Raw genomic sequence first — 22,493 nt, 5'->3', positions numbered from 1 at the left:
CTTGTCAGCTGAACTGTGGAAGTGCCGGCATACCGAAGCCGAAAAGATAGAGGAGAAGGGCTGCATCGAGCAAGGCGAGCATCAGGAAACCGACCCGGAACTGCGTATGCAGCGTCTTGTGGCGGAAGACTTGCATGCCCAGATAGGCACCCGGACCGCCCCCCGCTGCAGCGAACAGCCATAACCGTTTCTCCGGGACACGCCGTCTGCGGCGGACTGCCTGTCTTTTGTCATATCCCATCGAGACAAACGTCAATACGGACATCCCGGCAACCCAGGCAAGTGCGATGACTTCCATATGATCTCCTCCCTACTCTTACTTGTCGGCCAAAATTTCAGAGTCTTTATGCTTGTTTCTATACGCTCTATTAAAAAACACCGCGTCCCGAAAGTTCCGGAACCGCGGTGCAGGCAGTGTCGATTATTTAGACAGTGATTGTTTTGCAGTTGCTGCAAATTGAGCGAATGCTGCTGTATCTGTAACAGCCAGGTCTGCAAGCATTTTGCGGTTCACGTCAACGCCCGCAACTTTCAGACCGTGCATCAGTGTGCTGTATGACATGCCATTGGCACGTGCAGCCGCGTTGATACGTGTGATCCAGAGTTTACGGAAGTCCCGCTTCTTCTGGCGGCGGTCCCGGTATGCATAGTTCAATGATTTCATGACCTGCTGGTTGGCTACTCGGTATAGACGGTGTTTCGAACCGAAATACCCTTTCGCTAATTTCAATACTCGATTACGGCGCTTGCGCGTCACTGTTCCACCTTTTACGCGTGGCATAGTAATTACCTCCTGCTATTCAATAAGAATAAATTTAGTTTAGTATAGGGCGGCCGCTGACAGTCGTCCATGCGGCACAGGGTTGGAAACTTACTTCATGTACGTGATCATTTCACGGATACGCTTGTAGTCTCCGGATGAAATGAGGGCGCCTTTACGCAAGTGACGCTTTGCTTTTGTCGACTTGTTGGCAAAAAGGTGGCTTGTGTACGCGCGGCCGCGCTTCACTTTACCAGTTCCTGTTTTCTTGAAACGTTTCGCGGATCCGCGGTGAGTTTTCATTTTTGGCATGATCTGTTCCTCCTAAATCGTTTGTTCAGCTTACTTTTTCTCGTTGATCGGGGCGAGCATCAGGAACATGCTGCGGCCTTCCATTTTCGGACGGACTTCCACTGTTCCGACTTCTTTGCAGGCTTCTGCAAATTTGTCGAGCACGCGCTGGCCGATCTCTTTGTGCGTGATTGCACGTCCGCGGAAGCGGATGGATGCTTTCACTTTGTCTCCGGCTTCGAGGAATTTGATCCCGTTGCGGAGTTTTGTCTGGAAGTCGTGTTCGTCGATCGTCGGGCTGAGCCGGACTTCTTTGACCTGGATGATCTTCTGGTTCTTACGGACTTCCCGCTCTTTTTTCTGCTGCTCGAACTTGAATTTCCCGTAGTCCATGACGCGGGCTACCGGCGGCTTCGCATTCGGTGCGACAAGGACGAGGTCCTGATTGGCACGCGCAGCGATGTCAAGTGCTTCGTTGCGGGATTTAATGCCGAGCTGATCACCATTGTGGTCGATAAGTCGAAGTTCACGGGCACGAATTCCTTCGTTCACATACATATCTTTGCTAATCGTAATCCACCTCCGAATAATATCTCGCGAATACTCTGTTTGAGCAGTCTGCGCCGTTCGGCACAGCTTGCAGAACCGGCGGGTTTGGACCGTTCCGGTAATGAGGCAATAAAAAAAGCAGACAAATGGTCATTTGTCCACCCGCATAGGCACACGTGCGTGTTTCGGCACGAGGCTTCACTACTGTGCTGACCTCAGCAACTGCCGGATGGCGTCGTTGGGGTGAGAAGCGGGCAGCTCCTTCTTGTATCACAAACCGTATTCATTTACCTTAACTACTTTACCATAAGATCAGCAGACATGTCAACAAAGAAAATACAGAGTATATACGCATAAGACCATCTTCCGTATCCACTTCGTTCCAGACGGACGCTTTCCGGGGGGCGAGCGTTGAGCCTCCTCGGTCGCTGCGCTTCCTGCGGGGTCTCAACTGTCTCGCTAATCCCCCAGGAGTCGCCGTCTTCCACTCCGCTGGTATAAGTATCCGTCATTGCAGCAGACCAATCAAAATAGGGCCGCCATCAGCAGGCAGCCCTCTTCTATTTAAATCAGTCCTAAAAAACAGTTTTAAATCAATCACGGTTGGTGTCTTGTTTGAGCAGGTCCAGGAAGTCCGTGAAGGACATGGATTCGGATTTCTGTTCGCCGTATTTGCGGACGTTGACGGTTTCGGATTCGATTTCCTTGTCGCCGAGGACGAGCATGTACGGGACTTTCTGGACTTGGGCTTCGCGGATCTTGTAGCCGATTTTTTCGTCGCGGCTGTCGAGGTCGGTGCGGAAGCCGGCTGCTGTGAGCTGTTCCCGGATGTTGTCGGCGTAGCCGAAGTGGGCTTCCGGTGAGACCGGGATGACTTCGACTTGTACCGGTGCGAGCCATGTCGGGAATGCGCCTTTGTATTCTTCGATGAGGAAGGCGACGAAGCGTTCCATGGTTGAGACGACACCGCGGTGGATGACGACCGGGCGGTGCTGCTTTCCGTCTTCGCCCACGTATGTGAGATCGAACCGTTCCGGCAGGAGGAAGTCGAGCTGGACAGTGGATAGTGTCTCTTCCATGCCGATTGCCGTCTTGACCTGGACGTCGAGTTTCGGACCGTAGAATGCGGCTTCGCCGATCGCTTCGGTGTAGCTGAGCCCCATGCCGTCCATCGCTTCTTTCAGCATGCTTTCCGCGCGTTCCCACATTGCGTCGTCATCGAAGTACTTTTCCGTGTCTGCCGGATCGCGGTAGGACAGGCGGAAGGAGTAGTCTGTGATGTTGAAGTCCTTGTAGACGTCGATGATGAGCTGGACGGTGCGCTGGAATTCTTCTTTGATCTGGTCCGGACGGACGAAGATGTGCGCGTCGTTCAGTGTCATGCCGCGGACACGCTGCAGTCCTGAGAGTGCGCCGGACATCTCGTAGCGGTGCATCGTGCCGAGTTCCGCGATGCGGATCGGCAGTTCGCGGTACGAGTGGATGCCGTTCTTATAGATCATCATATGGTGCGGGCAGTTCATCGGACGGAGTACGAGGTCTTCGTTGTCCATGCTCATTACCGGGAACATGCCGTCCTGGTAATGATCCCAGTGGCCGGAAGTCTTGTACAGGTCCACACTGCCGAGTACCGGTGTATAGACGTGGTCGTAGCCGAGCCGTTCTTCTTTGTCGACGATGTAGCGTTCGATGACGCGGCGGATCGTCGCGCCTTTCGGCAGCCAGAGCGGCAGTCCCTGCCCCACTTTCTGCGAGTTCATGAAGAGGTCGAGCTCGCGTCCGATTTTGCGGTGATCGCGCTCTTTCGCTTCTTCGAGCATCTTCAGGTGGGCGTTCAGGTCTTCTTTCTTGAAGAACGCAGTGCCGTAGATCCGCTGGAGCATCTTGTTGTCGGAATTTCCGCGCCAGTAGGCTCCTGCGATGCTCAGCAGTTTGAATTCCTTCAGTTTGCCGGTATATGGCACGTGGACACCGCGGCACAGGTCGAAGAATTCACCCTGTTCGTAGATGGTCACTTCTTCGTTCTCCGGTATCGCTTCAAGCAGTTCCTGTTTGTATTCGTCGTTGATCTCCTCGAAACGCTTCTGCGCTTCCGCACGTGTCACCGTATGGCGGACGACGGGCAGGTTCTCTCCGATGATGCGTTTCATTTCCTTTTCGAGTTCAGGCAGGTCGTCTGCCGTGATCGGTGTCGGGGAGTCGATATCGTAATAGAACCCGTTTTCGATCGCCGGCCCGACACCGAGTTTTGCATCCGGGAAATTGCGCTTGACAGCCTGCGCGAGCAGGTGTGCAGTGCTGTGCCGCAGGATTTCGAGCGCTTCCGGCGACTGGGATGTGATGATGGCGATGTCCCCATCGTGTTCGATCGGTGTTTTCAAGTCGATCAGCTGCTCGCCGAGTTTTCCTGCGAGTGCATTTTTCCGGAGTCCCGGGCTGATCGAAGCGGCGACATCTTCTGTCGTCGTACCAGCCGGAAACTCTTTTACGGCTCCGTCCGGGAATTTCAACTGTACTGATTCTGGCATTTGAATGCACTCCTTTTGTTTTTTGAAAACATAAAAAGACCCATCCCATAAAGGGACGAGTCTGGTTCTCGCGGTTCCACCCTTCTTCCTTCAATCCGGCAAGCGGAATGATGAAGCTTCAAACGGCTAACGGGCCGGGTCCGTCAGCAGGTACTCTCGTTTCCCCGCTGCTGCTCCAAGGTGGTGGACTGATGCCGGTTCCTGCAGGGATCTCAGCACTTTCCCCCGCTCTCTGTCGGCCGTACAGGCAATCCGTATCCTTTTCCAAGCATTTGTTCACTGTATTGAGTCCAGTATAGTGAATACCCGTGCAAAAAGCAAGAGCCGCAGTACAAATTCCGCCTGCTTTCGACAGCCCGGATCAGCCGCGGCGATTTTTGCCCGACAGTTTGACGGGATCGCTCGTCATGCGGATCCGTTCCATGATGCGCGCCGCTTTGATCGGCTCTTTTTCGCCGCGCTGCGTGTAGGTCATATGGTGTTCGAGCTCGGACAATGTGAAGTTGGACGTGAAGAAGGTCGGCAGCTGTTCCGCCATCCTGTACTGCAGGATCGTCCCGAGCACTTCGTCCCTCGTCCACGCGGACATCGATTCGGCACCGATGTCATCGAGCATGAGGACCGATGCTTTCTTCACGAAATCGATCTTCTCGTTCAGCGACTGGTCCTGGATCGATTGTTTGATCTCCCGCAGGAATTCGGGCAGATAGACGGCGACGGTCCGGATCTGCCGGCTTGCGAGTTCGTTCGCAAGTGCCCCGAGGATGAATGACTTACCGGTGCCGAATGGGCCGTGGATGTAGAGCCCTTTTTGCGGCAGGCTGCCCGTCGATTCGTATTCGGTGATGAACCGTCCCGCAAGGTCGACGATATCGAGCCGGCTGTTGTCGTGGTACAGGTCGATATCCGGCAGCTTGGCCGCCATCACGTCACGCGGCATGTACAGGGAGTCGAGCATCTTGCTGACATGGCGTTTCTCATCATCAAGTTCTTTTCGCGGACAGCGGGTATACGTCACGTCGATCAGTCCCTGATTCATGACGAGCAGCGGCTCGAACCCTTTCATGACGTTGATACAGCCATCGAGACTCGGGCAATCCCCGCATTTGTGCGAGGCCGTCGTATATTCATAGAGTTTGTTAAGGCTGCGGTCGATCACTTGCTTGTCGATCTCTTCTGCATGCTCCTCGACGAACTGCTGGATCCGTTCATCCGCCAGTACCTCATCACGCAGCTGGTCGTACCTGGCCGCCAGTGCCGGCGCGTTGATGACGCGTTTCATGGCATCTCCAATCCGTTCCAATTAGTTCACCCCATTCCGCATCGATTCCAGTCTCGCCATGAGTGCCCTGCGTTTCGTTTCAATCGCTTCGGCATCTTCGGCGGATTCCTGCTGTGCAGGTTCTTTGCTTTTTTCCTTTTCTTTGAACCAGTCCGGCACTTGCTCTTCCCTGGCCGGTTTCCGGCTTCTGCCGGATGAGCGGGAGCCTTCCTTCTTCCATTGTTCCATCTCGTCAAGCCCTTTTCGGGAGAGCTCCATCGCTTCTTCCGCAGTCGCGACTTTTTTCATCGCCCAGTGGGAGGCGACACGCTCCGCGAAACCGCTCGTGATCTTGCCGTCGTTGTTCAGCACGATATAGTGCAGCAGGACGTTGACAACTTCGAACGGCAGCTTATGAGTGTTCATGAGCCGCTCCGCCAGTTTGACATCCACCGAAAACGGTTCAGAACCGATCAGGTCATAAAGCAGTTCGCGGGGGCTCGTCCGTTTAAAGTACGCCAATAGTTCTTGCTGCTTCGTCAGCGGCGCCTGTCCGCCTGCCGGTTCGGGCGCATCTTCAGGGATGTAAAACTTGTTGAGTTTCGGCGCCGTGTTCGAGACGTTGACCTTATAGAACTCGGTCGCCGCCCGCCGCAGCCGTTCTTCGGGTACCTCGAGGTTTTCGTCCAGCGCCATCATGATCACTTTCTGCATATCGAGCGGTGACAGGGAATAAAGAAATGCGAGCTTCGCGATCAGCTGGTGCGAAATCCCTGCGATTGCGCTGCGCGGCACCATCTGTTCCGACAGACCGCTCATCATCATATCAAAGTCGAAGAAGCTGTCATCGAACGGCACGCCTTCCGCTGTCTTACGCTCTTTCAGCGGCTGGTCGTTCAGCAGTTCGTGCGCATTGCCATTGACGGGTGTGTAGACGTCCAGGAAGTTCCTGGAGACTTCCTTGAAATTGTGCATATCGGGCTGTTCGATTGAGAACCGGGCGCGCAGTTCCCTGTAGGACTGTTCCCCGATTTTGCTGAACAGGAACGTCGCCAGCAGCGGATCGTGGAAAAACTGTTCCGCATCGAGCGGCGGCAGCAGTTCATAGATGAACGAGCGGCTGTCGCCTTCCGTACACATATAGGAGCGCAGCAGACCGATCGCTTCCAGCGAAATACGTGCCTGGAAAACGGACGGCAGCGACATGCTCAGATGGTTCATGAGGTGGTAGTGGTTGAACTGACGGGCGGCATTCGTTTCGGCATCCGCCCATAAGGTCAGGAACAGGCTGATCGGTTCCGGCCCGGTCAGCGGCTGGTAGAACAGGGAGAGGAGCTGCCGGTCATAGTCCGAAAAAGAGGCGGACGGCTTCAACGTATAGGCATCCACCGGCTGTAATTCCTGGTAAAGCATGCATTCTCACCTTCCTGCTAGTTGGACTCATCGAGGGGACCGGACTTTTCGCGGAGCGGCCCTTGCTGCAGATTCTTCAATTCCTCGATGAACATCGTGATGTTCTGGTAATCCCGGTAGACGGACGAAAAACGGACGTAGGCGACTTCATCGACAGCCGCAAGCCGCTCCATCACCATCTCTCCGACATCATGTGAAGCGATTTCGGAAATGCCGCGGCTTTTCAGTTCCTGTTCGATCGAGAGGACGATATTCTGCAGGTCTTCCAGGGGCACCGGCCGTTTTTCACAGGCACGGACCAGGCCGCGGAGCAGTTTCTCACCTGTGAATTCTTCGCGGGTCCCTTCCTTCTTTACGACGATAAGAGGGGCTTCCTCCACTTTTTCAAATGTTGTGAACCGGTAGCTGCACTTTTCGCATTCACGGCGTCTGCGGATCGAGCTATTCTCTTCGGCTGGCCTTGAATCGACGACACGCGTCCCGTTGTAGTGGCAGGCTGGACATTTCATGGTTCGTTCCTCCGGTTTTCTTTAGTCTATCCAGTATACCAGACAGATAGGCTGCAGAACACCCGTCTGCAGACATGGTTCGACGTATGATTGTGCAAACGACCCGTAAAACTGCAAAAAACTGTCCATTCGTCTGCACACAGGCAGCCGGATGGACAGTTTTCGCTATTCAAATCAATTATGCACTGACACCAGCCCGCAGTTCTTTCGCAACTTTCTTCGTCAGGTCGACGACGCGCGCGGAGTAGCCCCACTCGTTATCATACCAGGCGAGCACTTTGACTTTTCGATCCCCGATGACCATCGTGGACAGGCCGTCGATGATCGCGGAGTCTGTCGTGTTATTGAAATCGATGGAAACGAGCGGTTCCATCGTGAAGCCGAGGATGCCATTCATCGAGCTTCCGGATGCTTTCTTGAATGCTTCGTTCACCTGTTCAGCCGTTACGTCTTCCTTCAGGTCGACGACCAGATCGACGAGTGAGACGTTCGGTGTCGGGACACGCAGCGCCATACCATGGATCTTGCCTTCCAATTCAGGCAGCACAAGTGAGAGCGCTTTTGCTGCACCTGTCGAAGTCGGGATGATCGACTGGCCGCATGAGCGGGCCCGGCGCAGATCCTTGTGCGGGTTATCCAGGTTCTTCTGATCGTTCGTATAGGCATGGACGGTCGTCATCAGGCCATTCTCGATGCCGAATTCGTCGTTCAGCACTTTGACGACAGGCGCCAGGCAGTTCGTCGTGCAGCTGGCATTCGAGATGACGTCATGCTTTGCAATATCGAGTTTCTCATCATTCACGCCCATCACGATCGTGATGTCTTCGTTTTTCCCGGGAGCTGACAGGATGACTTTCTTCGCGCCGGCATCCAAATGGAGGGCGGCTTTGTCACGTGCATTGAAGACACCAGTCGCTTCAATGACGATGTCGACGCCGAGCTGTTTCCAAGGGAGTTTGGATGGGTCACGTTCTGCGACGAGCTCGACACGCTTTCCGTTGACGATGAGCGCGTTGTCCGCAATTTCGATGTCGCCGTCAAACGTTCCGTGAGTTGTGTCATACTTAATCAGATGTGCCAGCGTTTCCGGCGGATATAAGGCGTTTATGGCGATGGCAGTCACTTCGTCCTCTGTGATCAACTGCCGGAATACCATTCGGCCGATGCGGCCGAATCCATTAATCGCTACTGATGTGGTCATGAAAAGTCCTCCCGTATGTATGATGTTATACTGTTTACTCGAATACTCGTAAATAGTATAACACATTTTCACTGTGTGGAAAGAGTTTGTGCAAGAGTGAACAATGTTCGATTTTTCTGAATGGTCAGTGCACCTGCCAAGCGGTCAGCACTTCATCCACTTGACGTTCCGTCTCTTCCAGGGAGCCGTCGTTATGGATGACAGCGTCCGCCCCCGCCTCTTTTTCCTTCACAGGCAGCTGGGACGCGATACGGGTGGCCGCTTCCGCCTTCGTCAGGCCGTTCCGCAGCATAAGGCGCTCCAGCTGGATTTCCGGACTTACGGACACAACCAGGATCTTCTCGACATACTCGAATAATCTGTTCTCGAACAGCAGCGGAATGTCGAGGACCACCGTTTCCGCCCCCGCTTCAATATACAGTTCTTTCTGGGCGATCAATTCTTTACGGATGGCCGGATGGATGATCCCGTTCAGCTGCATCCGCTTGGCGTCGTCGCCGAATACAAGCTTCCCGACATACTCCCGGTTCATGGCACCGTCCTCCCGGATGGCCCGGGGACCGAACGCAGCCTTGATGTCTTCGAGAACGGGGCTTCCGGGTTCGACGACGAGACGCGCAATCTCGTCCGCGTCAACGATCGGAAGTCCTTTTTCTTTCAGCATGCGTGCGACGGTGCTCTTTCCGCTCGCGATGCTGCCCGTCAGACCGATGATCATGAAAGTCACTCCTTCGTGTTCAATGCTGGCATTTCTTGCAGTATGTCGATGTGCGTCCCGCAATCTGGACGGCCGCCGTCTGGGCGCCGCAGACAGGACAGGTTTTCCGCCCGTACATCTGCAGCCTGTCCTGCATCGAACCTGCTTCGCCGTTGATGTTGCGGTAGTCCGAAATGGAACTGCCCCCTGCGTCGATGCTTTCCCTCAGGACGGCCGCGATTTCCCGGAACAGCTGCCGTTTCCTCGCTTCGCTTATCCGGCCGGCTGTCCGTTTGGGATGGATTCCTGTCCGGAACAGTGCTTCTGTCGCGTAAATATTGCCGCAGCCTGAAATTACACGTCCGTCCATGATCACTTCCTTGATCGCCTTTTTACGGAATGCCGGCGTTTCCGCTTTATGGATGAAAAAGGACTCTGCCTCATCATCGAACGGCTCAGGTGCCATTTCGAGAAGCGGCGGATGATCTTCCGCACAAGTCAGCAGACGTAATTCACCGAACCGGCGGATATCCGAATAGACAAGCAGTCCACCGTCCTCCATTTCGAACACGGCGTGGATATGATTCCGGAATTTCTGTTCCCGGATATCTTCGACCGAGCCGACCGCGAACCACGCTCCAGTCATGCCGAGATGGCTGACGAGCAGGCGGCAGCTGGCTTCTCTGGACAGATGGATGTAGATATACTTGCTGCGGCGCTCAATGCTGTCGATCGTCCAGCCGGCCAGCTGGCTGGTGAACTGTTCGACAGGCATCCCTTTGACAATCGCCTCTTTACCGGCCTCTTTCGAACGGATGACCGTCTCGGAAATGGCGACACGCCGGATCGTCCTGCCGCTCGCCACAGGCGCGAGCGCACGGACGACCCCTTCGACTTCCGGTAGTTCCGGCATAGGATCACCTCACTTCGTGTCGTACCAGCTCGCACCGAATGCCGAGTCGACCTTCAGCGGAACGTCCAGCTTCAGCGCAGACTCCATGACATCGGGAACGAGCACTTTCAGTTTTTCCAGTTCTTCTTCAGGCGCTTCGAAGATCAGTTCATCGTGCACCTGGAGAAGCATGCGCGCCTGCAGATTCTCAGCTGCGAGCCGTGCGTCCATGTCGATCATCGCTTTCTTGATGATATCCGCAGCTGTCCCCTGGATCGGTGTATTCATCGCAGTCCGTTCTGCAAAGCCGCGCAGATTGAAATTGGAACTGTTGATGTCCGGCAGGTAACGGCGCCGGTTCATCATCGTCGATACGTATCCGTCCTTTTTCGCTTCCAGGATACTCTCATCCATGTAGCGCTTGACACCCGGGAAGCTTGCCAAATAGGTTTCGATGAAATCAGCCGCTTCCTTCCGCGGGATATCCAAGCTCTGGGAGAGACCATAATCACTGATGCCGTAGACGATTCCGAAGTTGACCGCTTTTGCAGCGCGCCGCATATTGGCAGTGACATCGTCCTTGCCGACATGGAACACCTGCATCGCTGTCTTCGTATGGATGTCTTCTCCGGCACGGAATGCTTCGATCAGCTTTTCGTCCTGTGAGATGTGAGCAAGCACACGCAGTTCGATCTGCGAATAATCCGCTGCGAACATGATCCAGCCTGGTTCGGATGGGACGAAGGCAGCACGGATCTTGCGGCCTTCCTCGAGCCGGATCGGGATATTCTGCAGATTCGGATTGATGGAGCTGAGACGGCCCGTCTGCGTGAGTGCCTGCTGATAGCGGGTGTGGATCTTTCCGTCATCATGGATTTCCTTTGACAGACCGTCAACGTACGTCGATTTCAGTTTTCCAAGCTGCCGGTACAGGAGGATCTGATCGATGATTTCATGTTCAGGCGCCAGCTTTTCGAGCACGTCAGCTGCCGTGGAATATCCCGTCTTCGTCTTTTTGATAGGTGTCAGACCGATCTTTTCGAACAGGATGACACCGAGCTGCTTCGGCGAGTTGATGTTGAACGGCTGTCCGGCCATTTCATAGATCGTCTTTTCGAGCTGATCCAGCCGTCCGGACAGTTCCGTGCCGATATCCTGCAGTGTGGCAAGGTCCGCCTTGACGCCGGTCGCTTCCATCTTTCCGAGGATCTTGGCCAGCGGCAGTTCCAAATTGTGATACAGCTCATATTGGCCGTTGTCTTCCAGCTGCCGGGAGACCGGCCCGCGGAGGTTCCAGACAGCCGCCGCCTTCGCGCCTGCGTGCTGTGCAAGCCGGGCGCCTTCCGGCCGTGCTTTCTTCGCGCCTTTCCCATAGACCGTCTCGTCCTTTTCGATCTGCTTCCAGCCGACCGATGCGGCCGCTTCCGACACATCATCGAACGACAGGGATGGATTGACGATATAAGCAGCAAGCGTCAGGTCGAAATCAATGCCGGAAACGGGAATCCCGATCCGGTCGAGCGCTGCGAACAGGGCTTTTGCGTCGGTCGTGTATTTCTCATGTTCTTCGGAGGCGAGCCACACTTTCACTTCATCACTAGTTTGGACATCCTCGATCGGCATATAGAATACACGCTCTCCATCTGCGAATGCCAGGCCGAACAAGTCGGAGGTGAAATAGTTGTCATCCATCATTTCCAAATGGACCGCCATATGTCCGGTCAGGTCTTGCTCGGTGACCGAATGCTTCGTTTCCACTTCGATTGCTTCCGCAGGCGGCTCTTCAGCTGCCGTCTCCCCCATCTTCTCGAGAAGCGTGGTGAATTTCAGTTCTTTGAAAATGGACTTCACCCGTTCGTCGTCCGGTCCGCTGTAAGTCAGCTCATCGTATCCGACTGTGATAGGGGCCTGTACGTCTATCGTAGCGAGCTGTTTGCTCATGAACGCCTGCGCTTCGTTTTCCGTCAGGTTCTCTTTCAGCTTCTTCCCGCTCACTTCATCCAGCGATTCATAGATCTTTTCGACCGAGCCATACTGTTTCAGCAGTTTCAGTGCCGTCTTCTCACCGACCCCCGGAACGCCCGGGATATTATCGGAGGCGTCCCCCATGAGTCCTTTCATATCAATGATCTGGAGCGGTTCGATGCCGTATTTCTCTTCAACATGCTCAGGTGTATAGGCCTCCATGTCGGTGATGCCCTTCCGTGTGATGCAGACGGTCACTGAGTCTGTCGCAAGCTGGGTCAGGTCCTTGTCCCCTGATATGATGACCGTTTCGACTGCCCGCTCGCCCGCTGCGCGGCTTAAGGTGCCGATAATGTCGTCCGCCTCATAGTTTTCCAATTCATACTGCGGAATCCGGAACGCTTCCAGCAATTTACGCAAATACGGAAACTGCTCGGACAGTTCGGGCGGTGTCTTCTGCCGGCCGCCTTTGTACTCGCTGAAGGTGCTGTGCCGGAATGTCGTCTTTCCGGCGTCCCAGGCGACCAGTATATGGGTCGGCTGTTCTTCTTTCAGGATATTCTGGAGCATCATCGTGAAGCCGTAGACGGCATTCGTGTGGATGCCGCTGTCGTTCGTCAGCAGCGGCAGTGCGAAGAACGCACGGTATGCCAGGCTGTTTCCGTCGAGCAATACAATTTTTTCTGTTGTCACGTCACTCGTCCACTCCTTCGTCAAAAAAACGTCGTCTCCCCCCATCTTACCATGCAGGCAGGATGAAAAGAAAACGACGCGATGTGTCATGGCTGTCAGTTATGGCCGCGGCAGCTGATGGATCGGAAGACGGACAAAAAACTCCGAGCCGTTGCCGACTTCACTCTCGACCCATACGTCTCCGCCGTGCGCTTCGACAAGGTGCTTGACGATTGCAAGTCCGAGTCCCGTGCCGCCCGACTCCCGGCTTCTCGCCAGATCGGCCCGGTAAAACCGCTCGAACAGGCGGGGAATCTTATCCGGGTCAATTCCGATACCTTCGTCAGCCACGGAGAGAATGAGACTGCCGCCATCAATCCGCACGGTGATCCGGATTATTGTTCCGTTTTTCGAATAGGCGATTGCATTGGCGAGCAGGTTGACGAGCACTTGCATCAGCCGGCGGCCGTCGGCTTCGATGACCGCTTCTTCAGGGGCCATGACAGTCAGCCGCATCCCTTTTTCCGCGAGCCGTTTCGATACCAGTTCCTCCGCTTCGGCTATGATTGCTGTTACGTCAATCCGGTCGATATCGAGCCTGAAGCTGTGCTGCTCGATACCCGAGAGTTCCAGCAGATCGGTGACGAGCGAATGGAGACGGGTGCTCTCCTTCTCGATGATCCGGATGAATTCCCGGGAGATTTCCGGATCGTCAAGCGCCCCGTCCAGCAGCGTCTCTGCGAATCCTTTGATGGACGTGACAGGCGTCCGAAGCTCATGGGATACATTGGCCACGAAGTCTTTCCTGATCTCTTCGAGCCGGATGATTTTCGAGATGTCGTGGAAGACGACGATGATTCCGAGCCAGTTGCCGTGGCGTCCGATGACCGGCGCGCCATAGACGTTCAGATCGACCGGCGCCCCGTTCCTGTTCAGGCGGATCGGCCGTTCGTGCACCTGCTCGGACAGGAAGACGTTTTCAATCAGCTGTTCCGCTTCCGCAGGCAGCCCGATCTCCTTGAACGATTTACCGATGAGTTCCTGAGAGGATGTATGGAACGTCTGGGCAAACACGCCGTTCATGAGGTTCACCGTGCCGCCCCTGCCGAGCATGAGCAGGCTGCTGCCGATACTTTCAATCAGCGTCTTCAGCCGCTCTTTCTCCATGGATCGCACCATCTGAGTCTCCTGTCCGGTTTGTGCTACTTTATTAAGCGAGGCGGCGATGTTGCCGAGATCACTGAATTCACTCACCGCAGCCCGGGTTTTGTAATCGCCTGCCGCCAATTTATCCGCCACCATGGCAATTTCATCGACCGGCTTCGTGAAATGGTACAGAATACGGGAGACGATGAAGAGACTGATGACGAGGAACAGCAAGATGACGACTGTCAAGTACAGCCAGTACCGCTGTTCAAGGCCGGAATCCGTGTCTTTCGCAAAGATATTGAAGAACTGGCTGAGTACGATCCACGATACGACCGAGAATACGACGAGAACTGCGCACGCGGTCAGCAGGATCCTGGACGTATGACCCTCCGTTTTCATGGGTTCACCTCGAATTTGTAGCCGATTCCCCGCAGCGTCTTGATGGACTGCGGTTTTTTCGTATCTAATTCGATCTTATCGCGCAGATGACTGATATGGACATCGACGATGCGGGTGTCTCCGCTGAATTCGTAATTCCAGACAGCCTGGAGCAATTGGTCCCGGGAGAGCACACGGTTTTTGTTTCTCATGAGATGGACGAGCAGTTCGAATTCCTTCGGCGTGAAATCGAGCGGTTCCCCATTCAGTTCCGTTGCGTACCGGTCGGGATAGACAGTGATGCCGTTCAGCGAAATGACAGCCTCCTGAGACGGCTGGTTCCCCATCCGTCTCAGGACGGCCTTCACACGTGCGGTCAGCTCACGGGGACTGAATGGTTTCGTCATATAATCGTCCGCGCCGATCTCCAAACCACGGACTTTGTCGGCCTCTTCGGTCCTCGCCGTGAGCATGATGATCGGGATTTCGATCTGCTGGCTGCGCAGCCGCCGGCAGACTTCAATTCCGTCGATCCCCGGCAGCATGAGATCGAGAAGGATGAGGTCGGGTCCTTCTGTTGCGGCAGCCTTCAGCGCTTCAAGGCCATCCATTGCGGTCAGCGTATGGTAGCCGGCCTGCTTCAAGTTGTAATCGATGAGTTTTGAGATCGATGGATCATCTTCTACGATGAGGATGGTCTGCATGCGTTGCTCTGCGGTACCCATTCAGAAATTATCCAATGTCTGGGACGTCAGCTGACGGTTTTTCAGCGCAGGCGGCACGATGGCAATCCGTCCTTCGACCACGACAGCCCCTGCTTCGTTCCGGCCTTCCGCATGGATGACAGCCTGGTTGCTGTCCGTGTCGATTTCGATGATCTCCAGTGTGATTTCGATCGTTTCATAATGATGGAGCGGCACTGGAAAGTCCAGGTGCTGCGACTGCACATACGTCCCGGGACCCGGCAGGTATTTCGAAATGGCGGATGTGAGGATGCCTGTCAGCATAAGCGTCGGGACGATCGGCCGCTCGACGTCTGTCTGGGATGCAAAATCGTGCTGAATGTAGATCGGATTCGGATCGTTCGTCAGGCCGAGGTAGAGCAGCAGATCGCGGTCCTCGATCTTTTCCGTCAATTTCAGTTTCTCACCGACTTTGATTTCGTTAATCGCTCTGCCGACTCTTCGTTTCTTCCCAAGTATCAAATAAAGTCCCCCTCATGGAAATGTGATGAAACCAGCTAAAGTTTACCATACTGCAAAAAGGAATGGAGCACCATCTGACCGCGCGCGGGTCAGTCCGTCAATACGGCCATGACGGCTTTCACAGAGTCCGCGGACTTCTGCAGGGCTGCTTTTTCATCGTCCGTCAGTTCGAGTTCAACAATTTTTTCTATACCGCCTTTCCCCAAAATGACCGGTACACCGAGATAGATGCCGTCCATGCCGTATTCGCCCTCCAAGTAAGCAATCGCCGGGATGACCCGTTTCTGGTCTTTCAGGATTGTTTCCGCCATCTCCGCGAGAGCTGCGGCAGGCGCATAGTATGCAGATCCGCTGCCGAGCAGATTGACGATCTCCGCCCCGCCTTTCCTCGTCCGCTCCACGATTTCCGCAATGCGCTCGCCTGTCATCAAAGTGTCGAGCGGGACGCCGCCGGCTGCCGAGCAGCGTACGAGCGGCACCATGTCATCCCCATGTCCGCCGAGAACAAATCCTGTCACGTCTTTGACGGAGACGCCCAGCTCCTGTGCCACGAATGTACGGAATCTCGCTGTGTCAAGAACACCGGACTGGCCGATCACACGCTCTTTCGGGAAGCCGGATTCTTTGAAAACCGTATACGTCATGGCATCCACCGGGTTCGTCAGGACGAGGATCGTCGTCTCCGGAGAATGTCTGACGATTTCCTGTGTCACGGATTTCATGACCTTCTGGTTCGTCTGTACAAGGTCGTCACGGCTCATGCCCGGCTTCCGGGCGATGCCTGCGGTGATGATCACCAGGTCGGAATTCTTCGTATCCGCATAGTCCGCGGTTCCCGTGACTTGTGCATCGAAGCCGAGGATGGGACCGGACTCCAGCATATCAAGCGCTTTGCCCTGTGCCGGTTTTTCCATATCCGGGATATCGACCAGGACGACATCCGCCAGTTCTTTCTGCGCAATGAGGAATGCGGCTGTCGCTCCTGTGAATCCTGAACCGATCACTGTTACTTTTTTACGTGCCAATACCATAACGAAAACGCCCTTTCCTTAGTGAGATGATAGTCCGCTGGCCCTGTCGGCCGGTCATGGGATGCATCCGGTATTTTTCTGTAAACAAAAAGCAGAGGCTGTCTGGATAGCATCTGCTTTTTGTCTTCTTGTCTATTGAGTGCCTGACCGTACAGTTCGTACTCTTACAGGTTTTTGATGAGCTCGTCTGCGAACTCGGATGTCTTCACTTCGGTTGCACCGTCCATGAGACGTGCGAAGTCGTACGTGACAACTTTCGAAGCGATCGTCTTCTCGATCGACTTCGTGATCATGTCAGCCGCTTCGTTCCAGCCAAGGTGCTCAAGCATCATGACGCCGGAAAGAAGAAGGGAGGATGGGTTCACTTTGTCAAGACCTGCGTATTTCGGTGCAGTTCCGTGAGTCGCTTCGAAGATCGCGTGGCCAGTATCGTAGTTGATGTTGGCTCCTGGTGCGATACCGATGCCGCCGACCTGTGCTGCAAGTGCATCTGAAATGTAGTCGCCGTTCAGGTTCATTGTCGCAACGACGTCGAATTCTTTCGGACGTGTCAGGATCTGCTGGAGGAAGATGTCCGCGATGGAATCCTTCACGATGATCTTGCCTGCCGCTTCGGCATCAGACTGCGCTTTGTTCGCTGCATCCGTACCCTGCTCGTCCTTGATGCGGTCGTATTCGTTCCATGTGAATACTTTGTCGCCGAACTCCTGTTCAGCCACTTCATAGCCCCAGTTCTTGAAGGCGCCTTCCGTGAACTTCATGATGTTGCCTTTGTGTACGAGTGTAACGGATTTGCGTCCTTCTTTGATTGCATAGTTCAAAGCACCGCGCACAAGACGCTTCGTTCCTTCCTCTGAGATCGGCTTGATGCCGATACCTGAAGTTTCAGGGAACCGGATGTTTTTCGCGCCCATTTCGTTCTGGAGGAACTCGATCACTTTCTTGACTTCCGGAGTGCCTTCTTTGTACTCGATCCCTGCGTAGATATCTTCTGTGTTTTCACGGAAGATGACCATATCACAGTCTTCCGGATGCTTGACAGGTGAAGGGACACCTTCGAAGTAGCGGACCGGACGCAGGCATGTATAGAGGTCCAGTTCCTGACGGAGCGCTACGTTCAATGAACGGAACCCGCCGCCGATCGGTGTAGTCAGAGGTCCTTTGATGGCGATGAGATAGTCCTCGATCGTATCAAGCGTTTCCTGCGGCAGCCATTCTCCTGTTTCGTTGAATGCCTTCTCCCCTGCGAGTACTTCCTTCCACTCGATCTTGCGCTTGCCGTCATATGCTTTGTCCACAGCGCTTTCAAGGACGCGGGATGCCGCATGCCAAATATCAGGGCCTGTGCCGTCACCGATGATGAAAGGGATTACTGCGTGATCCGGTACATTCAATTTACCGTCAGTTACTGTGATTTTACCTTCGTTAGCCATTAAAATTCCTCCCTGAATCATAAGTATAGGGCCGGTATGCGCGCATACCGCCCCACTATCGTCTTTCCTGCTGCTTACCGTTCTTCGATCGGTACGTATTTCTGCATATCAGGACCTGTGTACTCCGCACGCGGACGGATCAGACGATTGTTTTCGTACTGTTCCAGAATGTGTGCAATCCAGCCCGAAATACGGGAAACCGCGAAGATCGGCGTGAACAGATCATGGTCAATCCCAAGTGAATGATATACCGATGCCGAGTAAAAATCAACATTCGGCGGCAGTTTCTTTTCGCCTGTCACGATGCCGGCGATCTGCTCGGACATACGGAAATACTTGCCTTCACCCCGGAGTTCCGTAAGTTTTTCGGACATTTCACGCAGGTGCTTTGCACGCGGATCCCCTTTGCGGTAGACACGGTGGCCGAAGCCCATGATCTTCTCTTTGTTTTCGAGCTTGCCATGGATATACTTGTCCACGTTCTCTTCGCTGCCGATCTCCATGAGCATCTTCATGACCTGCTCGTTGGCACCACCATGGAGAGGACCTTTCAACGCGCCGATTGCCGCTGTCACGCCTGAATACATATCGGATAATGTCGCAACACAGACACGTGCTGTGAATGTGGACGCATTCAGTTCGTGGTCGGCATGAAGGACGAGCGCCTTGTTGAATGCTTCGATCTCCACGTCTTCCGGCTTCTCGCCTTTCAGCATATACATGAAGTTCGCCGCATAGCCGAGTGAAGTATCCGGAGCGACCGGCTCCAGACCTTTCCGGATGCGGGCGAATGCCGTCACGACTGCCGCGATCTTCGCCTGGAGCTTGACCGCCTTCTTGTAGTTCGCTTCCTTGGACATATCTTCCGCTTCTTCGTCATATAACCCTAACATGGAGATTGCTGTGCGCAGAGCCGCCATTGGATGTACGTTTTTGATCGGATACGTTTTGAAATGAGCGAGAACTTCATCAGGCAGGGACATGTTATCCGCCAATTGCTGTTTCAGTTCGGCAAGCTCATCTTCTTTTGGAAGCCGCAAGTGCCATAGAAGATAGACTACTTCCTCGAAACTTGCATTGTTAGCCAGATCGTCAATGTCATACCCGACGTATGTAAGGGTATCATCGATGATTGAACTGATCGAGGATTGTGTCGCTACAATTCCTTCTAAACCTTTAGTAGATGTCATGAAACTCTCTCCTTCAGTCAGCAGCCGCTGCATCCTCGGTCTTCTCATCTGCCGGTCCGGACATACGGCTGTTCTGATTATATTGGTTCCGCTAAAAACGCTTACATCTGTCATTATAGTAAACTTTGTCTGTTTTGTGAATGATAATGCACACAATTCGGAGGAAATCTGTTATCGGGGAGTGTTCAGCAATCAGAAATTGGAATACTTATACGGTTTTCAAGGACTTCATCATGCCTTTCCTGCCCGCAGTGGCGGGCGGGCTGTTCCTCTTTGCCGTGCCGCCCGCCGGGGTCGCAATTATACTGGCATACTTTGCAGCACCGCTGATGAGACTGTTCCATGATGTGCTGAGAGTTCCGCGGACGCTCGCCACCTTGCTGTCGATGGGCGTCATGATCAGTGTGCTGGCCGGTCTGTCATTCATGGTGACGCACAGTATGATGGAGACCCTCACTACAGCCGAACGGCATCTGGAGCCGCTGACCGGCAGCCAGGATTGGTCAGGGGTTGCTGTCGCCTTTTTCAAGGATCATATACTGACTGCAGGCTACACGGTGGTCGAGCATGCCGTGTCGTTCTCTGCACTGCTGTTCCAGCAAGTATTTACGGTGTTCATCTTCCTGGTCGCCTTTTTCTTCGCCCTCCGGGAGACGGGAAGGGACCGTTTCTGGTTTCTCGTCTATTTCCCGAAAGTGATGCGGGAGCAGGCACACCGTCTGTTCAGGAAAGCCGGCGAACTTGCCGGTCATTTCATCTCCATCGAGGCACGGCTGTTCTGCCTCACGTTTCTCCTGCTGACCGCCGGTTTCTTTGCGCTGTCATTCTCATCACCGATCGGTACGGCGTTTTTCATCGCGCTTGCTGACAGCCTGCCGTTCCTCGGTATCGGGCTGTTCCTGTTCCCGATGATCCTCTTCTATTACTACACAGGCAATCTGCTGTTCGGGTCTGCCCTTCTCCTGCTGTACTGCCTGGCACTCCTCAGCCGCCAGTTCGGCGAGTCGTACCTCTGGGCGTCCACGTTCCGGGTGCAGCCTGTCCATGCATTCTTGATCACGGCGAGTTCGTTCTATCTATTCGGCCTGCCGGGCATCCTTCTGACACCATTTTTGATGTACATCGCCATGAAGGTGAAGACCCACCCGAAATTCAGCGGATGATGATGGTTCCTTTTTTCATCTTTTTATAGATCTGACGGATGATGAAGGGACGGACCCACTTGCGCGGCCAGCTGAACAGCAGAAGAAGTCCGGCTGCGTCGGTGATGAACCCTGGCACAAGAAGCAGCACGCCGCCCGCGAAGATCAGCAGACCGTCGATGATCGCGGGTCCTGGGGGATCACCTAACGACATCCGCTGCCGGAAATCAGTGATTGCCCGGAATCCCTGCCGTTTCGCGAGGTATGCGCCGCCGATACCGGTGATGAAAATGATCGCGATTGTCGGAATGACGCCGAGATGGCTGCCTGCGACCAGCAGAAGAGCCAATTCAGCAGCCGGGACGGCGATGAATAGGAGTATGAGCCATTTCACAGTTTTGCCTCCTTTTGCGAAAAACCGCTGTCCCTTGTTCAGGGAAGCGGTTTTTCAGTTTATAGTACTTTGGCATGTCCTTTATAAATGACACCTGTTTCAGCGTCCATCGTGATTTCCTTATCATGCTTGATGATTTGGGTCGCTCTGTCGACACCGACAATGACAGGGATCCCCAGGTTCAGACCGACGATTGCCCCATGGCTCGTCAGACCGCCTTCTTCCGTGATGAGTCCTGCACATCTTTCAAGTACAGGAAGCATATCACGGTCCGTCGAATTCGTCACAAGAATCGCACCGTCCAACTCGCAGCCTTCCGCTTCTTCCGGCGTATTCGCAATGATCGCACGGCCATAGGCGACCGACTTCCCGATTCCCTGGCCTTTCGCGAGCATGTCGCCGATCACGTGGATCTTCATGAGATTTGTCGTTCCTGCCTCTCCGACCGGCACGCCTGCTGTGATGATGACGACATCGCCGTGCGTGACATACTTATGCTTGACGCTCTCTTCCACCGATTCCTCAAGAATCGAGTCGATGGAGCTGACGCGTCTGCCGACAATCGGATAGGCACCCCAGACGAGTGTCAGTCTGCGGGCGATCGATTCGGAGGAAGTGACGGAAATGATCGGGCATCCAGGACGGTATTTCGCAATCATCCGCGCAGTCGTCCCGCTTTCGGTCGGTGCAATGACCGCATTGACGTTCAGGTTGATGGCCGTGTAGGCAGCTGCCTGACCGATCGCATCCGTCAGATTGCCGTGCTTTTCACGGCGTCTAGTCGTGATGAACGCACGGTAATCGAATGACTCCTCGATCTTCCGCGCGATGCGGTCCATCGTTTCCACCGACTCGGCAGGATACAGGCCGGCCGCCGTTTCACCTGACAGCATGATCGCATCGGATCCGTCGAAGATGGCGTTTGCCACGTCACTCGCTTCAGCGCGGGTCGGACGCGGATTGCGCTGCATCGAATCGAGCATCTGCGTCGCTGTGATGACCGGTTTGCCCGCCTGGTTGCATTTTTCGATCAGGTCCTTCTGGATGACCGGCACTTCTTCCGGCGGGATTTCCACACCCAGGTCTCCGCGCGCGACCATGAGCCCGTCGGACACTTCAATGATCGCATCGATATTATCGACACCTTCCCGATTTTCGATCTTCGGGATGATATGGATGGCTGAACCGCCGTTCTTTTCCAGCAATTCCCGGATTTCAAGGACGTCTTCCGGTCTGCGCACGAACGACGCGGCGATGAAGTCGAGTCCATGCTGAATGCCGAACAGGATGTCCTGCTTGTCCTTTTCCGTGATGCCGGGCAGCTGGACCGAAACGCCGGGTACGTTCACACCTTTTTTGTTCTTCAGTTCACCTGAATTGACGACGACCGTATGGATAAGCCCTTGGCTTTTGTCCTTCCCGGTCACTTTCAGCATGATCAACCCATCGTCCAGCAGGATTGTGTCATCTTTATCAACATCGTCGATCAGCTGGTCATACGTGATGGAGAACCGTTCTTTCGTCCCCACCACTTCGGTCATCGAGACATCTACAGCTTCACCGGTGCGCAGTTCGATCACGCCGTTTTCCATCGTATGCGTACGGATTTCCGGACCTTTCGTATCGAGCAGGATCCCGACGGTCTTCATCTTGGCATCCGCCGCTTTCCGGATCGCCTGGATGCGGTTCAGATGTTCTTCATGATCCCCGTGCGAAAAATTCAGCCGTGCGACGTTCATGCCCGCATCGATCAGCTGTTCCAGTTTTTCAGGTGATTCACTTGCTGGTCCGATCGTACAGACAATTTTCGTTTTTCTCATTGTGCTTGACCAC

Annotated in this window: 21 protein-coding genes; 1 reads left to right on the top strand and 20 read right to left on the bottom strand. The window is 54.4% G+C overall.

Going from position 1 to position 22,493, the window contains the following annotated elements; translation table 11 throughout:
- Nucleotides 1-4: 4 nt before the first annotated feature.
- From BN1190_RS06695 to citZ, 18 genes are all read right to left on the bottom strand, one after another.
- A complete protein-coding gene (locus tag BN1190_RS06695) occupies nucleotides 5-298 on the bottom strand; it encodes a DUF1294 domain-containing protein (protein WP_040286214.1) in 294 nt (97 codons plus the stop codon).
- Nucleotides 299-421: 123 nt separating this feature from the next.
- Nucleotides 422-781 carry a 50S ribosomal protein L20 gene (gene rplT, locus BN1190_RS06690; RefSeq protein ID WP_040286213.1) on the bottom strand — a complete coding sequence of 120 codons (360 nt, stop codon included), beginning with the start codon at nucleotides 779-781 and terminating at the stop codon, nucleotides 422-424.
- A gap of 90 nt (nucleotides 782-871) precedes the next feature.
- Nucleotides 872-1,072 (bottom strand): 50S ribosomal protein L35, encoded by a 201-nt coding sequence (rpmI, locus tag BN1190_RS06685; RefSeq protein WP_040286212.1) that lies wholly within the window; start codon nucleotides 1,070-1,072, stop codon nucleotides 872-874.
- A gap of 30 nt (nucleotides 1,073-1,102) precedes the next feature.
- Entirely contained in the window at nucleotides 1,103-1,609 is a 507-nt protein-coding gene (infC, locus tag BN1190_RS06680; protein WP_040286211.1) for a translation initiation factor IF-3, read from the bottom strand.
- 584 nt (nucleotides 1,610-2,193) lie between these two features.
- Nucleotides 2,194-4,128 (bottom strand): threonine--tRNA ligase, encoded by a 1,935-nt coding sequence (gene thrS / locus BN1190_RS06675; protein ID WP_040286210.1) that lies wholly within the window; start codon nucleotides 4,126-4,128, stop codon nucleotides 2,194-2,196.
- A gap of 361 nt (nucleotides 4,129-4,489) precedes the next feature.
- Nucleotides 4,490-5,431: a primosomal protein DnaI gene (dnaI, locus tag BN1190_RS06670; protein WP_040286209.1), complete on the bottom strand. Its 942-nt coding sequence runs from the start codon at nucleotides 5,429-5,431 to the stop codon at nucleotides 4,490-4,492.
- Nucleotides 5,432-6,802: a replication initiation and membrane attachment family protein gene (locus tag BN1190_RS06665; protein WP_040286208.1), complete on the bottom strand. Its 1,371-nt coding sequence runs from the start codon at nucleotides 6,800-6,802 to the stop codon at nucleotides 5,432-5,434.
- Nucleotides 6,803-6,819: 17 nt separating this feature from the next.
- Nucleotides 6,820-7,311, bottom strand: a complete 492-nt coding sequence (gene nrdR / locus BN1190_RS06660; RefSeq protein WP_040286207.1) for a transcriptional regulator NrdR — start codon at nucleotides 7,309-7,311, stop codon at nucleotides 6,820-6,822.
- A 178-nt stretch (nucleotides 7,312-7,489) separates the two neighbouring features.
- Nucleotides 7,490-8,512, bottom strand: a complete 1,023-nt coding sequence (locus BN1190_RS06655) for a glyceraldehyde-3-phosphate dehydrogenase (RefSeq protein ID WP_040286206.1) — start codon at nucleotides 8,510-8,512, stop codon at nucleotides 7,490-7,492.
- Nucleotides 8,513-8,636: 124 nt separating this feature from the next.
- Complete coding sequence (gene coaE / locus BN1190_RS06650) at nucleotides 8,637-9,230, bottom strand: dephospho-CoA kinase (protein ID WP_040286205.1); 594 nt, start codon at nucleotides 9,228-9,230, stop codon at nucleotides 8,637-8,639.
- A gap of 19 nt (nucleotides 9,231-9,249) precedes the next feature.
- Nucleotides 9,250-10,122 (bottom strand): bifunctional DNA-formamidopyrimidine glycosylase/DNA-(apurinic or apyrimidinic site) lyase, encoded by an 873-nt coding sequence (mutM, locus tag BN1190_RS06645; protein ID WP_040286204.1) that lies wholly within the window; start codon nucleotides 10,120-10,122, stop codon nucleotides 9,250-9,252.
- A 9-nt stretch (nucleotides 10,123-10,131) separates the two neighbouring features.
- On the bottom strand, nucleotides 10,132-12,759 hold the full coding sequence (gene polA, locus BN1190_RS06640; RefSeq protein WP_040286203.1) for a DNA polymerase I: 2,628 nt from the start codon (nucleotides 12,757-12,759) through the stop codon (nucleotides 10,132-10,134).
- A gap of 99 nt (nucleotides 12,760-12,858) precedes the next feature.
- Nucleotides 12,859-14,286, bottom strand: coding sequence for a two-component system histidine kinase PnpS (pnpS, locus tag BN1190_RS06635; RefSeq protein ID WP_040286202.1), 1,428 nt, complete (start codon nucleotides 14,284-14,286; stop codon nucleotides 12,859-12,861).
- Nucleotides 14,283-14,990, bottom strand: coding sequence for a response regulator transcription factor (locus tag BN1190_RS06630; RefSeq protein WP_276327487.1), 708 nt, complete (start codon nucleotides 14,988-14,990; stop codon nucleotides 14,283-14,285). Before BN1190_RS06630 ends, pnpS begins: the two co-directional genes overlap by 4 nt.
- Entirely contained in the window at nucleotides 14,991-15,470 is a 480-nt protein-coding gene (locus BN1190_RS06625) for a MaoC/PaaZ C-terminal domain-containing protein (RefSeq protein WP_040286201.1), read from the bottom strand.
- A gap of 89 nt (nucleotides 15,471-15,559) precedes the next feature.
- A complete protein-coding gene (gene mdh, locus BN1190_RS06620; RefSeq protein WP_040286200.1) occupies nucleotides 15,560-16,501 on the bottom strand; it encodes a malate dehydrogenase in 942 nt (313 codons plus the stop codon).
- Between the two features lie 164 nt (nucleotides 16,502-16,665).
- A complete protein-coding gene (icd, locus tag BN1190_RS06615; protein ID WP_040286199.1) occupies nucleotides 16,666-17,934 on the bottom strand; it encodes an NADP-dependent isocitrate dehydrogenase in 1,269 nt (422 codons plus the stop codon).
- 74 nt (nucleotides 17,935-18,008) lie between these two features.
- Nucleotides 18,009-19,124 carry a citrate synthase gene (gene citZ / locus BN1190_RS06610; RefSeq protein ID WP_040287177.1) on the bottom strand — a complete coding sequence of 372 codons (1,116 nt, stop codon included), beginning with the start codon at nucleotides 19,122-19,124 and terminating at the stop codon, nucleotides 18,009-18,011.
- Nucleotides 19,125-19,357: 233 nt separating this feature from the next.
- Here citZ and BN1190_RS06605 point away from each other — a divergent pair, with 233 nt between their 5' ends.
- The gene (locus BN1190_RS06605) at nucleotides 19,358-20,287 is read left to right on the top strand and encodes an AI-2E family transporter (protein WP_052461732.1); all 930 of its coding nucleotides are present in this window, start codon (nucleotides 19,358-19,360) and stop codon (nucleotides 20,285-20,287) included.
- Here BN1190_RS06605 and BN1190_RS06600 read toward each other — a convergent pair.
- Nucleotides 20,277-20,660, bottom strand: coding sequence for an FxsA family protein (locus BN1190_RS06600; RefSeq protein ID WP_040286198.1), 384 nt, complete (start codon nucleotides 20,658-20,660; stop codon nucleotides 20,277-20,279). The two genes, BN1190_RS06605 and BN1190_RS06600, sit on opposite strands and share 11 nt — an antisense overlap.
- Before the next feature lie 59 nt (nucleotides 20,661-20,719).
- Entirely contained in the window at nucleotides 20,720-22,480 is a 1,761-nt protein-coding gene (gene pyk / locus BN1190_RS06595; RefSeq protein ID WP_040286197.1) for a pyruvate kinase, read from the bottom strand.
- Nucleotides 22,481-22,493 lie beyond the last annotated feature (13 nt).

This window comes from Sporosarcina koreensis (genome assembly GCF_000826145.2).
GTDB classification, from domain to species: domain Bacteria; phylum Bacillota; class Bacilli; order Bacillales_A; family Planococcaceae; genus Sporosarcina; species Sporosarcina trichiuri.
This window is presented reverse-complemented; position numbering and strand designations above follow the sequence as displayed.